The organism is Paracoccus simplex (assembly GCF_042648325.1).
Classification (GTDB): Bacteria; Pseudomonadota; Alphaproteobacteria; order Rhodobacterales; family Rhodobacteraceae; genus Paracoccus; species Paracoccus simplex.
The window spans coordinates 21,311-40,768 of sequence record NZ_JBHRXE010000047.1; the positions used below are offsets into that span (position 1 = coordinate 21,311).

Consider the following 19,458-nt stretch of genomic DNA (forward strand, 5'->3'; position numbering starts at 1 on the left):
GCCGCCTTGCAAGCCCGGCCGTCCCGGCCCATATCGGCGCCATGATTCCGCCGCGCTTTGACGTCACCCCCGAACAGATCGACCGCGTCGTCGCCACCTTCTACGCGGCGATCCGCCGGCATGAGGTGCTGGGCCCGGTCTTTGCCGCCCATGTCGCCGACTGGCCCGAGCACGAGGCCAAGATCGCCCGGTTCTGGCGCAACGCCATCCTTTACGAGCGCGGCTACGACGGCAATCCGATGCAGGTGCATATGCGCGCCGGCGACGTGCGGGCCGAGCATTTCGCACCCTGGCTCATGCTGTTCGACGAAACGCTGCGCCGCACCCTGCCGCCCGAAACGGCGCGGGCCTGGTCGGCGCTGGCGCATCGCATCGGCGCCGGGCTGCGCATGGGGGTCGAGGATCTGCGCGAGCGCCGCCCCGGCCCGCCGGTCTTGCGCTGAACCGCGCGCGGGTGTAAACAAAACGGGAACATCTGAAAGGGTTTCCCGATGAAGATCGACTATCTCGAATTTTCCTCGCCCGATCTGCCGGCCACGCAGGACTTCTTCAGCCGCGCCTTCGGCTGGAGCTTCAACGATTACGGCCCCGAATATCAAGAGCTCGCCGATGCCGGCGTGGCGGGCGGCATCGCTTCCGGCGCGCTGGCCCCGCCCTTGGTGATCCTCAAGGCCGACGATCTCGAGGCCGCGCTGGCCCGGGTGACCGCGGCCGGGGCGGTGATCACCCGGCCGATCTTCGCCTTTCCCGGCGGCCGGCGCTTCCAGTTCCGCGAGCCGGGCGGCACCGAGATGGCGGTCTGGTCCCCGGCCTAGTTGCGCGGCGGCCGCGCCTTGTAGACCGGCAGCCGCCAGCCAAAGCTCATGCTGCCGGCGCGCAGCAGCAGCACCATGGCCGCGCAGCCGATCAGCGCCCAGCCGCGCCCGGCACCCAGACCCAGCAGCAGCAGCGCCGCCACCGCACCGCCGAAGGCGGCGGTGACGTAAAGCTCGCCCTGTTTCAGCACCAGGGGCACCTCATTGCCGACCACATCGCGCATCAGCCCGCCGAAAGTGCCGGTCATCACCCCCATCAGCACGGTAACCACCGGGCTCACACCGGCCTCCAGCGCCACGCCGACACCCGCCGGCACCGCCACGGCCAGGGCGAAGGCATCCAGCCACAGGATGGCGCGATAGCGGCTTTCCAGCCGATGCGCGTTGAAGAACACCGCGATCGCCGCGCCGGTGGTCAGCAACAGCAGCTCGGGGCGCCCGACCCAGAAGACCGGCGCCCGGCCCAGCACCAGGTCGCGCAAGGTGCCCCCGCCGATCCCGGTCAGCGTGGCGAAGAAGATGAAGCCCACGACATCGAGCTGCCCGCGGCTGGCCACCAGCGCCCCGGTCAGGGCAAAGACCAGCACGCTGGCATGATCCAGCAGCGCGATCAGCGCTGCGACGCTCACCCCGTGACCTTGGCCGGCTTGAAAGGCGCCATGCCCGCCCGCGCCAGTTCATCGGCGCGCTCGTTCTCGGGATGGCCGGCATGGCCCTTGATCCATTCCCAGCGCACCTTGTGCCGGGCCTGCGCGGCATCCAGGCGCTGCCACAGCTCGGCATTCTTCACCGGCTTGCGGTCGGCGGTGCGCCAGCCGTTCTTCTTCCAGCCGTGGATCCATTGGGTGACGCCGTTCTTCACATAGGCGCTGTCGGTGACGACGGTGATTTCGCTGGCCCGCGTCAGCGTCTCCAGCGCCGAGATCGCCGCCATCAGTTCCATGCGGTTGTTGGTGGTCTCGGATTCGCCGCCGGACAGCTCGCGCTCCTTCACCACCCGGTCGTCCTCGATGGCACGCATCAGCACCCCCCAACCGCCGGGGCCGGGATTGCCGCTGCAGGCGCCGTCGGTCCAGGCGAACAGCGCGCTCATGCCTCCAGCCCCCTGTAGCCGGGCAGGGCGGCGATGCGGTCGAGCCAGCGGCCGATGCCGGGGAAACGCGCCATGTCGAAGCCGCCGCGGCTGCCCGCGGTATGGGTATAGCCGTAAAGGCAGATATCGGCGAGGCTCACGGCATCGCCCACCAGCCAGTCCTGCCCGGCCAGCCGATCCTCCATGACCTGCAACAGCGCATGGCCGCGCTCCAGCAGATCCGCCATGCGCTCGGGTGTCGCCAGGTGCCGGCGCGCCGGATAGGTCTGCAAGGCCGCGCGCACGGCGATCACCCCCTCATGCTGGTTTTGCTCCCAGAACATCCAGCCCAGCATGGCGGCACGTCCGAAGGCATCGGCCGGCACGAAGCGCGTGCCCTCGCCCAGCCAGCCCAGGATCGCGTTCGATTCCGGCAATCGCCGCCCGTCGTCCAGCTCCAGCACCGGCGCCTTGCCGAAGGGCAGCCGCCCCGCCGCCTTGGCCTCCGCCAGCTCGGCCGAGGATTCCTCGACATCGACGATCTCGCAATCGCGGCCCAAGAGCGCCAGCGCCAGCCGCACCTTGTAACTGTTCCCGGATGACGGCATCGACCAGAGCTTCATCCCGCCCCTTTCTCCGTTAGAGGCCCGCAGGGCCGGGGGCAGCGCCCCCAACATCCGCGCCGCCAGCACTCCGCCTCAGGCTTCGCGCAGCACCCGCGGCACCTTGAACTCGACATTCTCGCGCGCCGTCTCGACCATCTCGACGGTCAGGTCATAGCGCGCGCGAAAGGCCGCGACCACCTCGTCGACCAGCACCTCGGGGGCCGAGGCGCCGGCGGTCACCCCCACCGCCCGCGCGCCCGCAATGGCCCGCCAGTCGATCTGGTCGGCGCGCATCACCAGCTGCGAATAGGCGCAGCCGGCGGCGCTGCCGACCTCGACCAGCCGGCGCGAGTTCGAACTGTTCGGCGCCCCGATCACCAGAAGCGCGTCGATCCGCCCGGCAATCGCCTTGACCGAGGCCTGCCGGTTGGTCGTGGCATAGCAGATATCCTCCTTGGCCGGGCCGACGATGCCCGGAAAGCGGACCTGCAGCGCCGCGACGATGGCGGCGGTGTCGTCGACCGACAGCGTGGTCTGGGTGATGAAGGCCAGCCGCGAGGGATCGCGGGGCGCGATCTTCGCCACGTCCTCGACCGTCTCGACCAGCAGCACCTCGCCCTCGGGCAATTGCCCCATGGTGCCCAGCACCTCCGGGTGGCCGGCATGACCGATCATCACCATCTGCAGCCCCTCGGCGTGATGGCGCTCGGCCTCGACATGCACCTTGCTGACCAGCGGGCAGGTGGCGTCGACGAAGACCATCTCGCGCCGGCGCGCCTCGGCCGGCACCGCCTTGGGCACGCCATGGGCCGAGAAGATCACCGGCCGGTCGTCCGGGCACTCGTCCAGCTCCTCGACGAAAACCGCGCCCTTGTCGCGCAAGGAGTCCACGACGAACTTGTTATGCACGATCTCGTGGCGGACATAGACCGGGGCGCCCCATTTCTGCAGCGCCATCTCGACGATCTTGATGGCGCGGTCCACGCCGGCGCAGAAGCCGCGCGGCGCGGCCAGGTAAAGGGTCAGGGGCGGTTTCTTGTCCATGGGCTTCACCTAACCCCGGCCGGGGCCTGCCGCAAGGGATCAGGCGCCTTCGAAACTGGTCAGGGCATGGACCTCGTGGCCCAGCCCCTCCAGCAGCGTGCGGCCGCCCAGCTCGGGCAGCTCGATCACGAAGGCGCAGCCCACCACTTCGGCCCCCAGCCGCCGGCACAGCGAGATCCCGGCCGCCGCGGTGCCGCCGGTGGCCAGCAGGTCGTCGACGATCAGCACCCGCTCGCCAGGCTTCAGGGCGTCGTCATGCATCTCCATCACCGCCTCGCCATATTCCAGCGCATAGGCCTGGCTGATCACGGCGCCGGGCAGCTTGCCCTTCTTGCGGATCGGCACGAAGCCCACCGACAGCTGGTGCGCCACCGCGCCGCCCAGGATGAAGCCGCGCGCCTCCAGCCCCACCACCTTGTCGATATCCTCGCCGGCATAGGCGGCCAGCAGCTGGTCCACCGCCATGCGAAAGCCGCGCGCATCGGCAAACAGCGTGGTCACGTCGCGAAACAGGATGCCCTCATGCGGGAAATCCACGATGGTGCGGATGTAGTCGCGCACCGTGCGGTCGTCGCGGCGGCGCTTTTCCGGCCGGTTTTCCATCAGGGGCGCTCCATCTCGAAGGTCTGGGTGGTGATGGTGTAATCCTTGTAGCCCATGCGCGACAGCCAGCCGGTGGCGCGCAGGTCGAAGCGGCCGTCCTTCAGGCAATCCTCGCGCAGATGGATGCCGGTGACGACGCCCAGCACCATGAAATTCGCCTCGCCCGCCAGCCGCAGGATGCGGGTGGCGCGGCATTCCAGCGCCGCGGCGGCCCCGGCGACGCGCGGGCAGTCGATGCTTTCGCATTCCGCGGACGCGATGCCGGCGGCTTCGAATTCGTCCACCCCGGCGGGAAAGGCGGCCGAGCTGGCATTGACCTGGTCCTTCAGCGGCCCGTCGGCGATGTTGACGCAGAACACCCGCGACTGCGCGATCTGCGCCACGCTGTCCTTGGTGCCCTGCCGGTCCGGCTTGGCCGAGGTCGAGGCGAACATCACCTGCGGCGGCACATAGGCCGTCAGGTTGAAGAAGGAATAGGGCGCCAGGTTGTCGCCCTGCCGGCCGCGGGTCGAGATCCAGCCGATGGGCCGCGGCGCCACGATGGCGTTCAGCGGGTTGTGCGGCAGCCCGTGGCCGTCCTGGGGTCGGTAGAACATGGCTGGCCTCGCTGTTTCATGGCTGATGCGGCCCCAGAAGTGACCTCATGCGCGCGACGCGTCAAGCCTGCTGCGCGCCGCGTCGCGATGCCCGGGAATTTTGCGTTTCGTGATCCCGCAGGCGGTTTTCGTCGCCGCCCCCGCATGTTAGGCGGTGCCTGCGCCGCGCCAGGCCCGAGCCCCGAATCCCGACCCCACGAGCGGAGGCAGGATGTACGAACTTTGCCCCGAAACCCCCGCCGACACGCCCGAGGTCGAGGCGCTTCTGGATCTGTGCTTCGCGCCGGGGCGCACGGCGCTGTCCTCCTATCGACTGCGCGACGGCGTGGCGCCGGTCCGGCCGCTCTGCCTGATGCTGCGCAACGAATTCGGCGCGTTGATGGGCGCCATCCGCTACTGGCCGGTGCGCGTGGGCGGCAGGCCGGTGCTGCTGCTCGGCCCGGTCGCCGTCCACCCGACGACGCAGGGCGAGGGGCTGGGCGGGCTGCTGATGCGCGAAAGCCTGACCCGCGCGGCCGAGATGGGCTGGCGCCGGGTGATGCTGGTCGGCGATCTGCCCTATTACCGGCGCTTCGGCTTCTGGAAGCTCGAAGGCGTCGAGATGCCGCCGCCGACCAACCCCGACCGCGTGCTGGGGATCGAACTGGCGCCGGGCGCCTGGCAGGGCGTCGCCGGCCCGGTCGAACGCGAGGCCGGCGACAGCGCCAGCGGGAACGAGATGCGCCGCGACCCGCCCGCAGGCCGCGGCTGCACCGAAATCGAACCGCCCGATCACTCGGCCGGGTAATCGAAGGCTTCGGGGTGGTTCGCCAGGCTGCCCGTCAGCGCGGCATAGAGGATGGTCCGGCCGTCGATCGATTCCGCATCGCCGCCGATATTGAGCCAGGTCAGCAATTCGGCGCCCTTGCCGTCATGGACCGAAAGAACCCCATAGGCCTTGTCGCTGTCGGGGGCATAGAGCATGGCGACCTGGTTCGCCGCGCAGTCGTGCTGCTTGCAGCCGGTCATCGCCAGATAGTCCTTGCCGCCGAACGAAACCTTCTGACTGGGCGTGGTGACCATGCCCTCGCGGATCCAGGCGGGAACCTCGTGCCCCGCGGCCATCTTCTCGAAGGCGGCGGTCAGCGCCTGGTCCTGGCCCAGATCGGCCAGCGTCGGGCCGGCGTCTTCCTGGGCCAGCGCGGCCTGGCCGAGGCCGAGCCCGGCGGCAAGGGTAAGGGCGGGGATCAGGCGGCGGATATTCATTCGGGTGTTCCTCGTTCGCGTTCTTCCTTGTCCCGCCGGATGGCAGGATTTCGTCTGCACCAAGGAACCTGTCGCGAGGCTTGCGGGTTCCCTTGCCGTCGCGATCTTGTGCCGCAGGGCACGATACTGCAAGGTTTCCCCGGAATGACCGAGAACACCCCCATACCTCTCCGGCAGGATGTGCTGCCCCCGATCACCGACCCCACCGTCCATGTCGAGATCGACCGGCTTGCCCGGCGCTATCTCGAAGCGGGCGGGGTGGCGATGGAACTGCTGACCGCGATCGGCGGCAAGGCCGAGGGGCTGATCGAGCGCCTGCCGCAATCGGTGCGCGGGCGCATGGACCGCATCACGCTGGCGGCGCTGAACCGCGCCTTCGACGCGGCCTCGCGGTCGCGCGGAATGCTGCGGGATCGCGGCGACCTGTTCAACCGCCTGCTTTCGACCACCTCGGGCGCGGTGGGCGGGCTGGCCGGGATCGGCGGGGCGGCGCTGGAACTGCCGGTGACGGTCACGCTGCTGCTGCGGGCGATCATGGACATCGCCTCGGAACACGGCTTCGATCCGGCTTCGGACGCGGCGCGGCACGAGGCGCTGCATGTCTTCGCCTCGGCCGGGCCGCTTTCGGATGACGACGGCACGGATCTGGGCCTGCTGACGGCGCGGATGACCATTACCGGCCATACGGTGCAGGCGCTGATCGGCCGGGTGGCGCCGCGGCTGTCGGCCTCGCTGGCGCAGAAGCTGGCGGCGCAGACCGTGCCGGTGCTGGGCGCCTTCGCCGGGGCGACGATCAACTATCACTTCACCCGCTATTATCAGGAACTGGCGCGGGTGCATTTCGGCCTGCTGCGGCTGTCGCAGGAAACCGGCATCCCGCGCGAGGCGCTGGCCGAGGCGCTGGAACTGCGCATGGTGCAGCTGCGCCCCAACACCGCGGCGCGCAAATTGTCGCGCCGGCGCTAGGCTTCGGTCTCGGTCTCGGCCGCCAGTTCCAGCACGCCGGCGGGGGCTTCCAGATGCGCGATGCCCAAGGGCGCCGAGGGCCGGGCAAGGCGGGATTTCACCACCCAGTGCAGCCGCTCCTGCGCGCGGGTGATGGCGACATAGGCCAGCCGCTTCCACAGCGCGATGCCGGCCTCGCTGCGGCCCGACCAGGCGGCGGCGCTGATATCGGGGCCGAAGACCTGCACGTCGGGCCATTGGCTGCCCTGCGCCTTGTGGATCGTCACCGCCGCACCATGCAGGAAGGTGGCCCCCATGCGCGCGGCGAAGGGGATGAACGGCTCCTCGACATCCGGGATCTCGATCTTGACGATGCTGGCGGCGGACAGCCGCGGCTCCTCGGCGCCCACGACATGCAGCCGCGAGAAGCCGGGCTTGCGGCCGGGGCCCAGATAGACCACCTGCGCGCCCTTGATCAGCCCGCGCGCCTCCAGGTCGATGCGCTTCTTGCGGTGCTTCAGGGGCAGTTCCAGCCCGTCGCAGATCAGCGGCTCGCCCGGCAGCAGCGCATCGCCCGGCGCGCCATAGGCGGACCGGAAGGCCTGGATCAGCTTGATGCGGGTGATGTTGCGCCAGACCAGCACCGGGCTTTGCGCCATCAGGTCGGATTCCACCCGCTCGGCCCAGATCACCCGCGGGTCGCGGGCGGCGGCGTCGCGGATCATGCGCTCGAAGGCATCGAATTCCAGCGCCGGATCGGCCAGCGCATGGGCAAGGTCGAGGATCGGGCTGTCGCCCTCCTGCCGGTGGATGCGGCTCAGCGTCAGCCGCTGCGGGGCGGCCAGCCGGTCGAAGACCATCTCGCCCGACTGCCCGACCGGGGCCAGCTGCGCCGGGTCGCCGAACAGGATCAGCACCGGGAAGATCTCGCGCAGATCCTCGAACTGGCGCTGGTCCAGCATCGAGGCCTCGTCGATCAGCCCGATGTCCAGCCCGTCCTCGCGCCGCTTCCAGCCGCGAATGAAATCCGAGCCGCGCAACCCGGCGGCGGCCAGCGCGCCGGGGATCGAGGCGTGCTGATCGTAAAAGGCTTTCGCCCTGTCCAGCGCCGCCTCGGTCAGCCCCTCTATCAGCCCCTCGACGGAAGGGCGCTCGCCGACGCCGGTCAGCCAGTCGGCGATGCGCTCGTATTCCGGGTCATAGACCGGCGTATAGAGGATGCGGTGGATCGTGGTCGCCGGCACGCCGCGCATGCGCAGCACAAAGGCCGCCTTGTTGGTGGGGGCCAGGATGGCGACGGTGCGGCGGTCCTTGCGCTTGCGCCCCTCGTAATCGCCCGAGACGATGTCGACCCCGGCCGCCTTCAGCGCCTTGGTCAGTTCCGCCAGCAGCAGGGTCTTGCCCGAGCCGGCCTTGCCGATCACCGCCATGACCCGGCCCTTGCCGGGTTTCGGCGGCGCGGTCTCTTCCGAAACCAGGTCGATGCCGGAATCCTCCAGCACGGCGGCAAGCGCGTCCCAGGCTTCGGCCTGATCGGGGGAAAGGGCGGGCAGGGTCATGCGGCCTTGTTAGCCCGCGACGCGAGGGGCGGAAAGGCCGATCCGGCGCCGCCGCCGCGATTTGGGTATTTGGACAACGAAGAAGACCCATCCCGTCCTGGTCTTCTCTGTTGCCCAAATACCCATGCAAGGCTGAAGCAATCAGGCCCGCTCGTCCTTGGGCGAGCCCATGACGACATGGGTGGTGATGGTGGCGATCTGCGGGAAGGCGCCCAGAACCTCGGTATGGAAGCGGCGATAGGCATCCAGATCGCGGACCTCGACCCGCAGCAGATATTCGATCGAGCCGGTGATGTTGTGGCATTCCCGCACCTGCGGCGCCGCCAGGCAGGCGCGCTCGAAGGCCTGCTGCGCCTCGTTGGAATGGCGGGCGAGGCCCACGGTGACATAGGCGGTGAAGCCCGCGGCGCGGGCGGCGGGGGCGATGACGGCGCGATAGCCCTGGATGGCGCCGCGGCGTTCCAGATCCTGCACCCGGCGCAGGCAGGCCGAAGGCGACAGCCCGACCTCGGCGGCGAGCTGTTGATTCGGAATGCGGCCGTTCCGCGCCAGGATACGCAAGATCCGCGCGGAAACTTGGTCTATTTCGAAATTTGATTGTCCTTGCATCAGGTTCATTTGCAAATCAGGCCAGAAATTGCATGAAAGTCACAATATCATTGCGGGATCTTCAGGGAAATCCGCAATGTCGCACCAGATCCTTTTGGCGCTTGTCGCCTTCGCCTTCGTCACCTCGGTCACGCCGGGGCCCAACAACCTGATGCTGATGGCCTCGGGGGCGAATTTCGGCATCCGTCGCAGCATTCCGCATCTTCTGGGCGTGGCGCTGGGGTTCGGCGCCATGGTGGCGCTGCTGGGACTGGGCGTGGACCGGCTGATCGCCAGCGCGCCGCGTCTGGCCGAGGCGCTGAAATGGATCAGTATGGCCTATGTGCTGTGGCTGGCCTGGAAGATCGCCCATGCCGCGGCGCCGGGGACCGAGGGCGCGGCGGCGCGGCCGATGGGCTTTCTGGCCGCCTGCGCCTTTCAATGGGTCAATCCCAAGGCCTGGATGATGGCGCTGGGGGCGCTTTCGGCCTATTCGGCCGGGGTCGGCGGCACGCTGGTGGTGGCGCTGGTCTTCACCCTGGTGAACCTGCCCTCGGTCGCGCTTTGGGCGGCGATGGGGCAGGGACTGCGCGGCGTCCTGTCCCAGCCGGCGCGGCTGCGGCTGTTCAACCGGGCGATGGCGCTGCTGCTGGTCGGTTCGATGCTGCCGGTGGTCACCGGGCACTGACCGCGATCAGCGCGACGACGCCCAGCACGATCAGCGCCATGCCGGCCAGTTGCCGCGGGCAGATGCCCTCGCGGAACACCCGGCCCGAGACGAGCTGCGCCATCACCACCTCGACCAGCGCCAGCGTGCGGACATTGGCCGCCGCGGTCAGCGCGAAGCCCAGGAACCAGAACAGCGAGGCCAGCGCCCCAAGCGCCCCGGCGCCCAGCGAGCCGCGCCAATGCCGGGCGATTCCGGCCAGTGCCGAGCGGTCGAGCGTGCCCAGCCAGGCCAGCATGATCGCGCTTTGCAGCGCGAGGCTGAGAACGAGGATGGTTGCGGCGCGGACCGGCTCGGCGCCGAAGGGCAGGGCGAGGATCGCGCCGCGAAAGCCGATGGCCGAAAGGCCGAACAGTGCCCCAGCCGCGATGCCCAGACTGGCGGCGCGCCAGCCGCCGTGCCGCCAGTCCGCGCCCGACATCAGCAGCACGCCCAGCGTCGCCGCGGCGATCGCCGCCATGCGGGCGGGGCCCAGCGGCTCGGCCAGGATCAGGGTGCCGATCAGCGCCAGCGTCACCGGCTCGGTCTTGATCAGCGCTGTGGCGACGCCGAAACCGCGGCGCTCCATCGTCAGCAGCATCAGCGCGGTGGCGGCGATCTGCGATGCCGCCCCCAGCGCCGCCCATGCCAGCACCGTGGCGTCGGGCATGGGCACCGGCACCAGCGCCGCCATCCCGGCCAGCACCAGCGCCGCGAAGGGCAGGCCGAACAGGAAACGCACGGCGGTCGCGCCCATGGTGCCCAGTTCCGCGGTCAGCCGCCGCTGCGCCGCATTGCGGCCGGTCTGGGCCGCGGCGGCGATCAGCGTGGCGACGATCCAGCCCAAGGCCCGTCCGTCAGCCGCGGATCGCGGCCAGCATCCGCGTGACGTTCTCGGGATCGGCTTCGGGGGTGATGCCATGGCCGAGGTTGAAGATATGCGGCCCCTGCGAGAAGGCGCGGACGATGCGCCGGGCCTCGGTCTCCAGCGCCGGGCCGCCGCTGACCAGCAGGCGCGGGTCGAGATTGCCCTGCACGCAGCCGTCCTTCTGCACCTCGGCCGCCGCCCAATCGGCGCTGACGGAATTGTCCAGCGCCACGCAATCGGCACCGGTGGCGCGGGCGAAGCCGGCATAGCGCGGCCCCGCCTCGCGCGGGAAGGCGATCACCGGGATGCCGGGGTGGCGGGCCTTGAGCGCCGCGATGATCCGGCGCGCGGGCTCGACGGCGAAATCGTCGAAATCCCGGCCCTTGAGCGAGCCGGCCCAGCTGTCGAACAGCTTCACCACCTCGGCCCCGGCCTCGACCTGGGCCGAGAGATAGTCGATGGTCGCCTCGGTGATGCGGTCGATCAGCGCGGCGAATGCGGCGCGATCCTCGGCCATGAAACCATGCGCCGGGGCCTGGTCGGGGGTGCCGCGGCCGGCGACCATGTAGGTGGCGACGGTCCAGGGCGCGCCGGCAAAGCCGATCAGCGTGGTTTCCCCCGGCAGTTCGCGCGCCAGGATACGGACGGTTTCATAGACCGGCGCCAGCGTGTCATGGATGGCGGCCGCCGGTTTCAGCGCCGCGACCTCGGCGGCGGAAGTGACGGTCGAAAGCCGCGGCCCCTCGCCGGTGACGAACCACAGATCCAGCCCCAGCGCCTGGGGCAGCAGCAGGATGTCGGCGAACAGAATCGCCGCGTCGAAACCATAGCGGCGGATCGGCTGCAGCGTCACCTCGGCCGCCAGGTCCGGCGTATAGCACAGCGACAAAAAGTCGCCGGCCTGGGCGCGGGTGGCGCGGTATTCCGGCAGATAGCGGCCGGCCTGGCGCATCATCCAGACGGGCGGGACGGGCAGACGCTCGCCCTTCAGCGCGCGCAGGATGGTTTTTTCGGACATGCTTCACCTCTTGCGGCCCTTCATGGCGCGCACGGCCCCGTTGTCAAGGCCGAGGGGGGGCGCTAAGCCCTTTGCCATGACCCAGATGCCCGACCCCCAGAACCCCATCCGCATCGGCACCCGTGGCTCGGCCCTGGCGCTGGCGCAGGCGCACGAGACCCGCGACCGGCTGATGGCCGCGCATGGCCTTGCCGCCGAGACCTTCCAGATCGTGGTAATCAAGACCACCGGCGACCGGGTGCTGGACCGGCCGCTGAAGGAGATCGGCGGCAAGGGCCTGTTCACCCGCGAGATCGAGGACGCGCTGCTGGCGCAGGACATCGACATCGCCGTGCATTCGATGAAGGACATGCCGACGATCCAGCCCGAAGGTCTGCTGATCGACTGCTACCTGCCGCGCGAGGATGTGCGCGACGCTTTCGTCAGCGCGCAATTCGCGGCGATTTCCGAGCTGCCGCAAGGCGCTATCGTCGGTTCCTCGAGCCTGCGGCGGCGGGCGCAGCTGGCCGCGCGGCGGCCGGATCTGAAGCTCGTGGAGTTTCGGGGAAACGTCCAGACCCGGTTGAAAAAACTGGAGGATGGGGTCGCGGTGGCGACGTTCCTGGCCATGGCGGGGCTGACGCGGCTGGGGATGCTGCATGTGGCGCGCGGCGCGGTCGATCCCGAGGAAATGCTGCCCGCGGTGGCGCAGGGCTGCATCGGGGTCGAGCGGCGCGCCGATGACTCGCGCATCGCCGCGCTGCTGGCGGCGATCTCGGACCGGGACAGCGCACTGCGGGTGACGGCCGAGCGCGCCTTCCTCGCCCGGCTCGACGGCTCCTGCCAGACGCCCATCGCCGGGCTGGCGGAATTGCAGGGAGACCGGCTGCGGCTGCGCGGCGAGATCCTGCGCCCCGACGGCAGCGAGGTGATCGCGGGTGAACGCGCCGGACCGGCCTCGGACGGCGCCGCCATGGGCACCGACCTGGCCGAGGAATTGCGCCGCCGGGCGCCCGCCGATTTCTTCGACTGGTCCTAGGCCAGCAGCAGCGCCGCAAGGCCCAGGCCCAGCAGCGCCATGGCGCGGCGATAAAGCCGCAGCCCGGCCAACAGGTCGCGCGGCTGCGGATCGCGGGCATTCCCGTTCAGCCAGGGCTCGGGCGTCTCGATGCCGTGATAGCGGCGCGGGCCGGACAGGCGCACGTCCAGCGCGCCGGCCATGGCCGCTTCGGGCCAGCCGGCATTGGGCGAGCGGTGGCGGCGGGCGTCGCGCCGGATCACCCCTGCGGCACGTCCCCCCGCCGGGGCCGCGGCCAGCAGGAACAGCAGCGCCGTCAGCCGCGAGGCCGGCAGGTTCACCAGATCGTCCAGCCGTGCCGCCACCCGGCCGAACAGCGCATGGCGCGGGCTCATGTGGCCGATCATCGAATCGAGCGTGTTGACGGCCTTGTAGGCGGCGATGCCCGGCAGCCCAGCGACCGCCGCCCACAGGATGGGGGCGACGACGCCGTCCGAGGTGTTCTCGGCCAGGCTTTCCAGCGCGGCGCGGGCGATGGGTTCGGGCCGGTCGTCCAGGTCGCGGCCGACGATCATCGCCACGGCCGCTTTCGCCGCCGGAACATTCCCCGCGGCCAAGGGGCGCGCCACCGCGGCGACATGGTCGTGCAGCGAGCGGGTGGCGACCAGCGGCCAGGCCAGCAGGCCCAGCAGGACGGGGCCGAAGGGCAGCGGCATGAGCGCCCAGGTCAGCAGCAGCGCCGGAAGCAGCGCCGCGCCGACCGTCACCGCCACCGCCACCGCGCCGCGGGCGATGCGATTCCCGCCCCGGTTCCAGCTTGCGTCCAGCGCCGAGATCAGCCGGCCGATCCAGACCACCGGATGCGAAACGCGGCGATAAAACGCCTCGGGCCAGCCGATCAGCGCATCGGCCAGCAGCGCCACCAGCGCAATGGTCAGCGTCTCTTGCGACAGGATCATGGCCCGACCTGGGGCGCGACCCGGTTGACCGCCTCGACGGCCCAGCCGGCGGGGCTGCGCGACAGGATGGTCAGCGACAGCGGCGCCACCGAAAAGGCCAGCGCCGCCGGGCCGACCGCCAGCGCCAGCGCCGCCCGCACCGTGCCGGCATGGGCGACGACGGCCACCGGGCCGCACGCCCGGTCGAAAAGCGGCTGCACCCGCGCCGCCATGTCGAGAAAGCTTTCGCCCCCCGGCGGGCGCTGGCGCGCCAGCTGCTCGGGCGGCAGCGGGCCGAGGTCGGGGATAATCGCGCCGGGTTCTTCCCAGGCACCGAAATCCTGCTCCCACAGATCGGCGTGCCATTCGGGGGTCAGCCCCAAGGCCGCGCAGGTCTGGCGGCAGCGCAGGGCGGGGCTGGACCAATACCTCGCGGCCCCATGCAGCGCCGCGCGCGCCCAGTCGAGCGCCGCGCTGTCGCTGCAATCCGCCTCGACATCGCAGCGCCCCGCAAGCCCCGGCCGGGCCAGCGGCGCATGGCGCAGGATCAGCAGCCGCGCGGCGGTATCGGGAAGCGGGCTCATCGGGCATCCTTGCGGCTAGGCGCGGCAGGAATGGCGCGTGGCCGCAGGCTTGTCAACGCGGTCCCGACGGGCGCAGGATCGCCCCAAGCCGCCGAGAACAGGCTTGACGCAGGCCCCGACCTGGCGGCATAAACCAATTAAATGAACACTCGTTCAATAAACGGAGGAGATGGCCGATGTTCACCGCGGGAATGCAGTTCGATCTGGGCGAGGACGTGAACGCGCTGCGCGACACCGTCCATCGCTGGGCGCAGGAGCGGGTGAAGCCCATCGCGGCCGAGGTGGACCGCAGCAACGCCTTCCCGAACGAACTGTGGCGCGAGATGGGCGATCTGGGCCTTCTGGGCATCACCGTGCCCGAGCAGTTCGGCGGCAGCGGCATGGGCTATCTGGCGCATGTCATCGCCACCGAGGAGATCGCCCGCGCCTCGGCCTCGGTCAGCCTGTCCTATGGCGCGCATTCCAACCTTTGCGTGAACCAGATCAAGCTGAACGGCAGCGACGAGCAGCGGGCGAAATACCTGCCCGACCTGTGCAGCGGCAAGGCGGTCGGCGCGCTGGCCATGTCCGAGGAAGGGGCGGGCAGCGACGTGGTCGGCATGAAGCTGCGCGCCGAAAAGAAGAATGACCGCTATGTGCTGAACGGCAACAAATACTGGATCACCAACGCGCCGGACGCGCATGTGCTGGTGGTCTATGCCAAGACCGATCCCGAGGCGGGCTCGAAAGGCATCACCGCCTTCATCGTCGAGCGCGGCATGAAGGGCTTCTCGACCAGCCCGCATTTCGACAAGCTGGGCATGCGCGGCTCGAACACCGGCGAGCTGATCTTCCAGGATTGCGAGGTGCCCTTCGAGAACGTGCTGGGCACCGAGGGCAAGGGCGTGCGGGTGCTGATGTCCGGCCTTGATTACGAGCGGCTGGTGCTGTCGGGGATCGGCACCGGCATCATGGCCGCCTGCCTCGACGAGGTCATGCCCTATGTCAAGGAACGCAAGCAGTTCGGCCAGCCCATCGGTTCGTTCCAGCTGATGCAGGGCAAGATCGCCGACATGTATGTCGCGCTGAACACGGCGCGGGCCTATGTCTACGAGGTGGCGAAAGCCTGCGATGCCGGCAAGGTCACGCGGCAGGATGCCGCCGGCGCGGTGCTTTACGCCAGCGAACAGGCCATGGTGCAGGCGCATCAGGCCGTGCAGGCGCTGGGCGGCGCGGGCTTCCTGAACGATTCGGCGGTCAGCCGGTTGTTCCGCGACGCCAAGCTGATGGAGATCGGCGCCGGAACTTCGGAAATCCGCCGCATGTTGATCGGGCGTCAACTGATGGAGATCGCCTGATGCGCCTGCTTGTCCTGTCCCTTCTGCTGGCCGCCGGCCCGGTTCTGGCCCAGGACGGGCCGCGATACGATGCCGATGGTTTTGCGAAATGCATCGCGGATGCGGAAACCGATGCCGGCGCCGGGCCGGGGCTGCCGGGCTGCATCGGCCAGGCCTCGAGGCAATGCATGGCGACGCCGGGCGGCGAGACCACCGTGGGCATGGTGGACTGCCTGGGCCATGAGGCGAAGGATTGGGACAAGCTGCTGAACGGCTATTACGAGCGGGCGCTGAAGACCGCCAAGGCGGCGGATGCCGAGCTGGCCGAACTCGGCTCGGCCGCCATACCCGCGGCCCCGGCCCTGCAGCAGGCGCAGCGCCACTGGATCGCCTTCCGCGACTCCTCCTGCCGCTACGAGGGCCTGCGCTATCAGGGCGGCACGCTGGGCGGTCCGGCGGCCCAGGATTGCGTGTTGCGGCTGACGGCCGAACAGGCCCTGCGCCTGCGCGATATCGCGGAGGGAATCGAATGACGCGGCTGGCCGGATGCGCGCTGGCCCTGCTGCTGGCGGCGCCATGCTTCGCCGGCGACGCGTCGGGCTTCGACCCGGCCGTTATCGACCGATGCCTTGCCAAGGCGCCGACCCAAGGCGCCCGCGCCGATTGCGCCGGCACCGGCATGGAAGCCTGTCTCGACTACGCGCGCGGCAAATATACCGGAGACGACCCGGATTTTCCGATGGCCAACTGTCTCGATGCCTCGCATCAGGCCTGGGAAGCGAAGCTGACCGGGGTCTACGAGGCAGCGCTGGAGGCGCAGGGCGAAAGGGCCGCCAAGCCGCCGGAGGCGCTGCGCCAGGTGGAACGCAACTGGCTGCAGTTCCGCGAGGCCCTGTGCAACCAAGCCCGGGACGCCGCCGCCGAGGGCAAGGGGGATCTGGCCCGCGCCCGCTGCATCCGGGACGAGACCGCCCGGCAGGTCGCACTGCTCATGGCGCTGGGAGATGCCGAATGAACCGGCCCCCGGAACAGGGGCGCCCCGTCACGGGACGCCCCGGCACCGGCCTAGAACCTCATCACGTAGCCGATGCCGGCGACCAGCGGATCGACCTCGACTTCGCCGATCTTGGCGCCGTTCAGCTCGACATCCGAATCGATGTCGATCCAGCGCAGGTCGGCGCGGATCGCCGCCCGGTCGTTGATCCAGTAATCGCCGCCCAGATGCGCGGCCAGGCCCCAGCTGTTCTTGACCCGCAGATCGGAGCCGGCCAGCGGCCCCCCGGCCTCGGCGTCCCAGAAGCCGGTGAAGTTCACGCCCAGGCCGACAAAGGGCTTGAACCGCGGCGTGGCGTCGAAATGGTATTGCAGCGAGACGACCGGCGGCAGGTGCTTCACGGTGCCGATCTCGGTGCCGTTCGACCGGATCGCGTGCTTGAAGGGCAGGGCGCCCAGCAGCTCGATGCCAAGATTGTCGCGGATGAAATATTCGAAGGTGATGGTCGGCCGGGTGCTGTCGCCGATTTCGATCGGATAGGCGCCGCCGGCCAGGCTGCCATTGTCGGATTTCGGGTTCACGTTGGCGATGCCAAAACCCAGGGTCCATTCCCCCTGCGATTGCGCCAGCGCCGGCAAGGCAAACGCGGCGAGCGCCGCGGCAAGGGCGAGCTTCTGTCTCATGGCGATCCTCTCTTCTTGTCGCATGCCCGCTCATGCCGCCCCGGCCGCGGTTGCGGCGTTGATCTGGATCAAGAATTTCCCGTCCGGGCCCCGGCTGCGTCAAACCGGCGCAAGGCCCCGACGCCACGACCGAAAGGATGACGCGATGAAACTCGGCACCTCGGCCCTGCCGTCCTCGGAGGCTTTCCGCGCCAATCGCGCGGCGCATCTCGCCATGCTGGAAACGGCGCGCGGGGCGGCACTGGCCGCCGCGGCCGGCGGCGGACCCAAGGCCGTCGAGCGCCATGTGGCGCGCGGCAAGATGCCGCCGCGCGAGCGGGTGGCGAACCTGCTCGACCCCGGCTCGCCCTTCCTCGAGATCGGCGCCACGGCGGCGCATGGCATGTATGACGACGCCGCGCCCTGCGCCGGGGTGATCGCCGGCATCGGCCGGGTGCATGGCCAAGAGGTGATGGTGGTGGCCAACGACGCCACGGTCAAGGGCGGCACCTATTACCCGATGACGGTGAAAAAGCACCTGCGCGCCCAGGAGATCGCCGAGGAATGCCGGCTGCCCTGCGTCTACCTGGTCGATTCCGGCGGCGCGAACCTGCCCAACCAGGACGAGGTCTTTCCCGACCGCGACCATTTCGGCCGCATCTTCTACAACCAGGCGCAGATGTCGGCCAAGGGCATCGCGCAGATCGCCGTGGTCATGGGCTCCTGCACCGCGGGCGGCGCCTATGTCCCGGCCATGTCCGATGTGACGATCATCGTCAGGAACCAGGGCACGATCTTCCTCGCCGGCCCGCCGCTGGTCCGCGCCGCGACCGGCGAGGTGGTCTCGGCCGAGGATCTGGGCGGCGGCGACGTGCATACCCGTCTTTCCGGCGTGGCCGATTACCTGGCCGAGGACGACACCCATGCCCTCGCCATGGCCCGCCGCGCCATCGCCAACCTGAACCGCCAACAACCCGCGACCGTGCAATGGCAGGCCCCCGAACCGCCCGCCCATGACCCCGAGGAGATCCTCGGCGTCGTCCCCGCCGACCTGCGCACCCCCTACGACATCCGCGAGGTGATCGCGCGCGTGGTGGACGGCTCGCGCTTCGACGAGTTCAAGGCCCGCTTCGGCGAGACGCTGGTCACCGGCTTCGCCCATGTCGAGGGCTGCCCCGTCGGCATCGTCGCCAATAACGGCGTGATCTTCTCGGAAGCCGCGCAGAAGGGCGCGCATTTCATCGAACTCTGCTCGATGCGGAACATCCCGCTGGTGTTCCTGCAGAACGTCACCGGCTTCATGGTCGGGCGCAAATATGAAAACGAGGGCATCGCCCGGCACGGCGCCAAGATGGTGACGGCGGTGGCGACGACCAGCGTGCCCAAGATCACCATGCTGGTCGGCGGCAGCTTCGGCGCCGGCAATTACGGCATGTCGGGCCGGGCCTATTCGCCGCGCTTCCTCTGGACCTGGCCCAATTCGCGCATCTCGGTCATGGGCGGCGAACAGGCGGCGGGCGTGCTGGCCACCGTGCGCCGCGAGGGCATCGAGCGCCAGGGCGGCACCTGGTCGCCCGAGGACGAGGCCGAGTTCAAGCGCCCGACCATCGAGATGTTCGAGCGCCAGTCGCATCCGCTCTATGCCTCGGCCCGGCTCTGGGACGACGGCATCATCGACCCCAGGAAGACCCGCGACGTGCTGGCGCTGAGCCTGCGCGCCAGCCTCAACGCGCCGATCGAGCCGACCCGCTTCGGCATCTTCCGGATGTGACGGCCATGGACCGGCCCCGGCTCTTGACCCTGCAAGGCGACATTACCCGGCTCGCCGTGGACGCCATCGTCAACGCCGCCAATCGCAGCCTGCTGGGCGGCGGCGGGGTGGACGGCGCCATCCACCGCGCCGCCGGCCCCGGCCTGCTGGAAGAATGCCGCCGGATCGGCGGCTGCCCCACCGGCGAGGCCCGCATCACCCGCGGCTATGCCCTGCCGGCCCGCTACGTGATCCACGCCGTCGGCCCGGTCTGGCAGGGCGGCGGGGCGGACGAGGACGCGCTGCTCGCCGCCGCCTATCGCCACAGCCTGCTTCTCGCGCAGGCCCATGACATCGCCCGCATCGCCTTCCCGGCGATCTCGACCGGCATCTACGGCTTCCCGGCCGAACGCGCCGCCGGCATCGCCGTGGCCACCATCCTCGGCCACGGCGCCGGCCTCGAGGTCACGCTGGTCGGCTTCGACGCCGCCAGCCACGCCACGCTCCGCCGGGCGGTCGATGGGGCCCGGCGATGATTTCACCGTTTCAAAAA

Annotated in this window: 25 protein-coding genes; 11 read left to right on the forward strand and 14 right to left on the reverse strand. The window is 69.9% G+C overall.

Annotation, left to right across the window (positions count from 1 at the left end; translation table 11 throughout):
• Nucleotides 1-41: 41 nt before the first annotated feature.
• On the forward strand, nucleotides 42-443 hold the full coding sequence (locus ACFOMP_RS16080) for a group III truncated hemoglobin (RefSeq protein ID WP_058098337.1): 402 nt from the start codon (nucleotides 42-44) through the stop codon (nucleotides 441-443).
• A gap of 48 nt (nucleotides 444-491) precedes the next feature.
• The gene (locus ACFOMP_RS16085) at nucleotides 492-815 is read left to right on the forward strand and encodes a VOC family protein (protein WP_289893671.1); all 324 of its coding nucleotides are present in this window, start codon (nucleotides 492-494) and stop codon (nucleotides 813-815) included.
• Here ACFOMP_RS16085 and ACFOMP_RS16090 read toward each other — a convergent pair.
• The 6 genes from ACFOMP_RS16090 to ACFOMP_RS16115 all read right to left on the reverse strand — a co-directional run bounded on the left by ACFOMP_RS16090 (nucleotide 812) and on the right by ACFOMP_RS16115 (nucleotide 4,735).
• Nucleotides 812-1,444, reverse strand: a complete 633-nt coding sequence (locus ACFOMP_RS16090; RefSeq protein WP_379032348.1) for a trimeric intracellular cation channel family protein — start codon at nucleotides 1,442-1,444, stop codon at nucleotides 812-814. The two genes, ACFOMP_RS16085 and ACFOMP_RS16090, sit on opposite strands and share 4 nt — an antisense overlap.
• Nucleotides 1,441-1,908, reverse strand: coding sequence for a ribonuclease HI (gene rnhA, locus ACFOMP_RS16095; RefSeq protein ID WP_379032351.1), 468 nt, complete (start codon nucleotides 1,906-1,908; stop codon nucleotides 1,441-1,443). Before rnhA ends, ACFOMP_RS16090 begins: the two co-directional genes overlap by 4 nt.
• Complete coding sequence (locus ACFOMP_RS16100; protein WP_379032354.1) at nucleotides 1,905-2,510, reverse strand: glutathione S-transferase family protein; 606 nt, start codon at nucleotides 2,508-2,510, stop codon at nucleotides 1,905-1,907. Before ACFOMP_RS16100 ends, rnhA begins: the two co-directional genes overlap by 4 nt.
• A 75-nt stretch (nucleotides 2,511-2,585) precedes the next feature.
• A complete protein-coding gene (gene ispH / locus ACFOMP_RS16105; protein ID WP_379032357.1) occupies nucleotides 2,586-3,536 on the reverse strand; it encodes a 4-hydroxy-3-methylbut-2-enyl diphosphate reductase in 951 nt (316 codons plus the stop codon).
• Between the two features lie 39 nt (nucleotides 3,537-3,575).
• Nucleotides 3,576-4,139 (reverse strand): adenine phosphoribosyltransferase, encoded by a 564-nt coding sequence (locus ACFOMP_RS16110; RefSeq protein WP_379032360.1) that lies wholly within the window; start codon nucleotides 4,137-4,139, stop codon nucleotides 3,576-3,578.
• Nucleotides 4,139-4,735 (reverse strand): flavin reductase family protein, encoded by a 597-nt coding sequence (locus tag ACFOMP_RS16115; RefSeq protein ID WP_289893665.1) that lies wholly within the window; start codon nucleotides 4,733-4,735, stop codon nucleotides 4,139-4,141. Before ACFOMP_RS16115 ends, ACFOMP_RS16110 begins: the two co-directional genes overlap by 1 nt.
• 211 nt (nucleotides 4,736-4,946) lie before the next feature.
• Here ACFOMP_RS16115 and ACFOMP_RS16120 point away from each other — a divergent pair, with 211 nt between their 5' ends.
• Nucleotides 4,947-5,522 carry a GNAT family N-acetyltransferase gene (locus ACFOMP_RS16120; RefSeq protein WP_289893664.1) on the forward strand — a complete coding sequence of 192 codons (576 nt, stop codon included), beginning with the start codon at nucleotides 4,947-4,949 and terminating at the stop codon, nucleotides 5,520-5,522.
• Here ACFOMP_RS16120 and ACFOMP_RS16125 read toward each other — a convergent pair.
• A complete protein-coding gene (locus tag ACFOMP_RS16125; RefSeq protein WP_289893663.1) occupies nucleotides 5,507-5,980 on the reverse strand; it encodes an Ivy family c-type lysozyme inhibitor in 474 nt (157 codons plus the stop codon). The two genes, ACFOMP_RS16120 and ACFOMP_RS16125, sit on opposite strands and share 16 nt — an antisense overlap.
• A gap of 144 nt (nucleotides 5,981-6,124) precedes the next feature.
• Between ACFOMP_RS16125 and ACFOMP_RS16130 the strand changes: the two genes are divergently transcribed.
• Nucleotides 6,125-6,946: an EcsC family protein gene (locus ACFOMP_RS16130; protein WP_379032365.1), complete on the forward strand. Its 822-nt coding sequence runs from the start codon at nucleotides 6,125-6,127 to the stop codon at nucleotides 6,944-6,946.
• On the opposite strand, the gene ACFOMP_RS16135 is transcribed toward ACFOMP_RS16130, so the two are convergent.
• Nucleotides 6,943-8,484 carry an ATP-dependent DNA helicase gene (locus ACFOMP_RS16135; RefSeq protein WP_379032368.1) on the reverse strand — a complete coding sequence of 514 codons (1,542 nt, stop codon included), beginning with the start codon at nucleotides 8,482-8,484 and terminating at the stop codon, nucleotides 6,943-6,945. The genes ACFOMP_RS16130 and ACFOMP_RS16135 overlap by 4 nt on opposite strands.
• A gap of 141 nt (nucleotides 8,485-8,625) precedes the next feature.
• Nucleotides 8,626-9,093, reverse strand: a complete 468-nt coding sequence (locus ACFOMP_RS16140; protein ID WP_379032371.1) for an Lrp/AsnC family transcriptional regulator — start codon at nucleotides 9,091-9,093, stop codon at nucleotides 8,626-8,628.
• A gap of 76 nt (nucleotides 9,094-9,169) precedes the next feature.
• On the opposite strand from ACFOMP_RS16140, the gene ACFOMP_RS16145 reads away from it, so the two are divergent.
• Nucleotides 9,170-9,760 (forward strand): LysE family translocator, encoded by a 591-nt coding sequence (locus tag ACFOMP_RS16145; protein WP_289893659.1) that lies wholly within the window; start codon nucleotides 9,170-9,172, stop codon nucleotides 9,758-9,760.
• Here the strand turns inward: ACFOMP_RS16145 and ACFOMP_RS16150 are convergent.
• Together ACFOMP_RS16150 and hemE are read right to left on the reverse strand one after the other, a co-directional pair.
• On the reverse strand, nucleotides 9,747-10,625 hold the full coding sequence (locus tag ACFOMP_RS16150) for an EamA family transporter (protein ID WP_379032374.1): 879 nt from the start codon (nucleotides 10,623-10,625) through the stop codon (nucleotides 9,747-9,749). The genes ACFOMP_RS16145 and ACFOMP_RS16150 overlap by 14 nt on opposite strands.
• Before the next feature lie 10 nt (nucleotides 10,626-10,635).
• Nucleotides 10,636-11,664 (reverse strand): uroporphyrinogen decarboxylase, encoded by a 1,029-nt coding sequence (gene hemE, locus ACFOMP_RS16155; RefSeq protein WP_289893657.1) that lies wholly within the window; start codon nucleotides 11,662-11,664, stop codon nucleotides 10,636-10,638.
• Nucleotides 11,665-11,740: 76 nt separating this feature from the next.
• Here hemE and hemC point away from each other — a divergent pair, with 76 nt between their 5' ends.
• A complete protein-coding gene (gene hemC / locus ACFOMP_RS16160) occupies nucleotides 11,741-12,682 on the forward strand; it encodes a hydroxymethylbilane synthase (protein WP_289893656.1) in 942 nt (313 codons plus the stop codon).
• Here hemC and cbiB read toward each other — a convergent pair.
• Together cbiB and ACFOMP_RS16170 are read right to left on the reverse strand one after the other, a co-directional pair.
• The gene (gene cbiB, locus ACFOMP_RS16165) at nucleotides 12,679-13,620 is read right to left on the reverse strand and encodes an adenosylcobinamide-phosphate synthase CbiB (protein ID WP_379032379.1); all 942 of its coding nucleotides are present in this window, start codon (nucleotides 13,618-13,620) and stop codon (nucleotides 12,679-12,681) included. The two genes, hemC and cbiB, sit on opposite strands and share 4 nt — an antisense overlap.
• Nucleotides 13,617-14,183: a histidine phosphatase family protein gene (locus tag ACFOMP_RS16170; RefSeq protein WP_379032382.1), complete on the reverse strand. Its 567-nt coding sequence runs from the start codon at nucleotides 14,181-14,183 to the stop codon at nucleotides 13,617-13,619. The genes cbiB and ACFOMP_RS16170 overlap by 4 nt, the downstream gene beginning before the upstream one ends.
• A 176-nt stretch (nucleotides 14,184-14,359) precedes the next feature.
• Between ACFOMP_RS16170 and ACFOMP_RS16175 the strand changes: the two genes are divergently transcribed.
• From ACFOMP_RS16175 to ACFOMP_RS16185, 3 genes are read left to right on the forward strand one after another with little or no spacing between them, the layout of a single operon-like run.
• A complete protein-coding gene (locus ACFOMP_RS16175) occupies nucleotides 14,360-15,520 on the forward strand; it encodes an isovaleryl-CoA dehydrogenase (protein WP_379032385.1) in 1,161 nt (386 codons plus the stop codon).
• On the forward strand, nucleotides 15,520-16,032 hold the full coding sequence (locus ACFOMP_RS16180) for a lysozyme inhibitor LprI family protein (RefSeq protein ID WP_379032388.1): 513 nt from the start codon (nucleotides 15,520-15,522) through the stop codon (nucleotides 16,030-16,032). Before ACFOMP_RS16175 ends, ACFOMP_RS16180 begins: the two co-directional genes overlap by 1 nt.
• Nucleotides 16,029-16,514, forward strand: a complete 486-nt coding sequence (locus ACFOMP_RS16185; RefSeq protein ID WP_379032391.1) for a lysozyme inhibitor LprI family protein — start codon at nucleotides 16,029-16,031, stop codon at nucleotides 16,512-16,514. Before ACFOMP_RS16180 ends, ACFOMP_RS16185 begins: the two co-directional genes overlap by 4 nt.
• 50 nt (nucleotides 16,515-16,564) lie before the next feature.
• Here the strand turns inward: ACFOMP_RS16185 and ACFOMP_RS16190 are convergent, their stop codons facing one another.
• Nucleotides 16,565-17,176, reverse strand: a complete 612-nt coding sequence (locus ACFOMP_RS16190) for an OmpW/AlkL family protein (protein WP_289893650.1) — start codon at nucleotides 17,174-17,176, stop codon at nucleotides 16,565-16,567.
• A gap of 145 nt (nucleotides 17,177-17,321) precedes the next feature.
• Here ACFOMP_RS16190 and ACFOMP_RS16195 point away from each other — a divergent pair, with 145 nt between their 5' ends.
• Nucleotides 17,322-18,926, forward strand: a complete 1,605-nt coding sequence (locus ACFOMP_RS16195) for a carboxyl transferase domain-containing protein (protein ID WP_289893649.1) — start codon at nucleotides 17,322-17,324, stop codon at nucleotides 18,924-18,926.
• 5 nt (nucleotides 18,927-18,931) lie between these two features.
• Entirely contained in the window at nucleotides 18,932-19,441 is a 510-nt protein-coding gene (locus ACFOMP_RS16200) for an O-acetyl-ADP-ribose deacetylase (RefSeq protein WP_379032395.1), read from the forward strand.
• Nucleotides 19,442-19,458 lie beyond the last annotated feature (17 nt).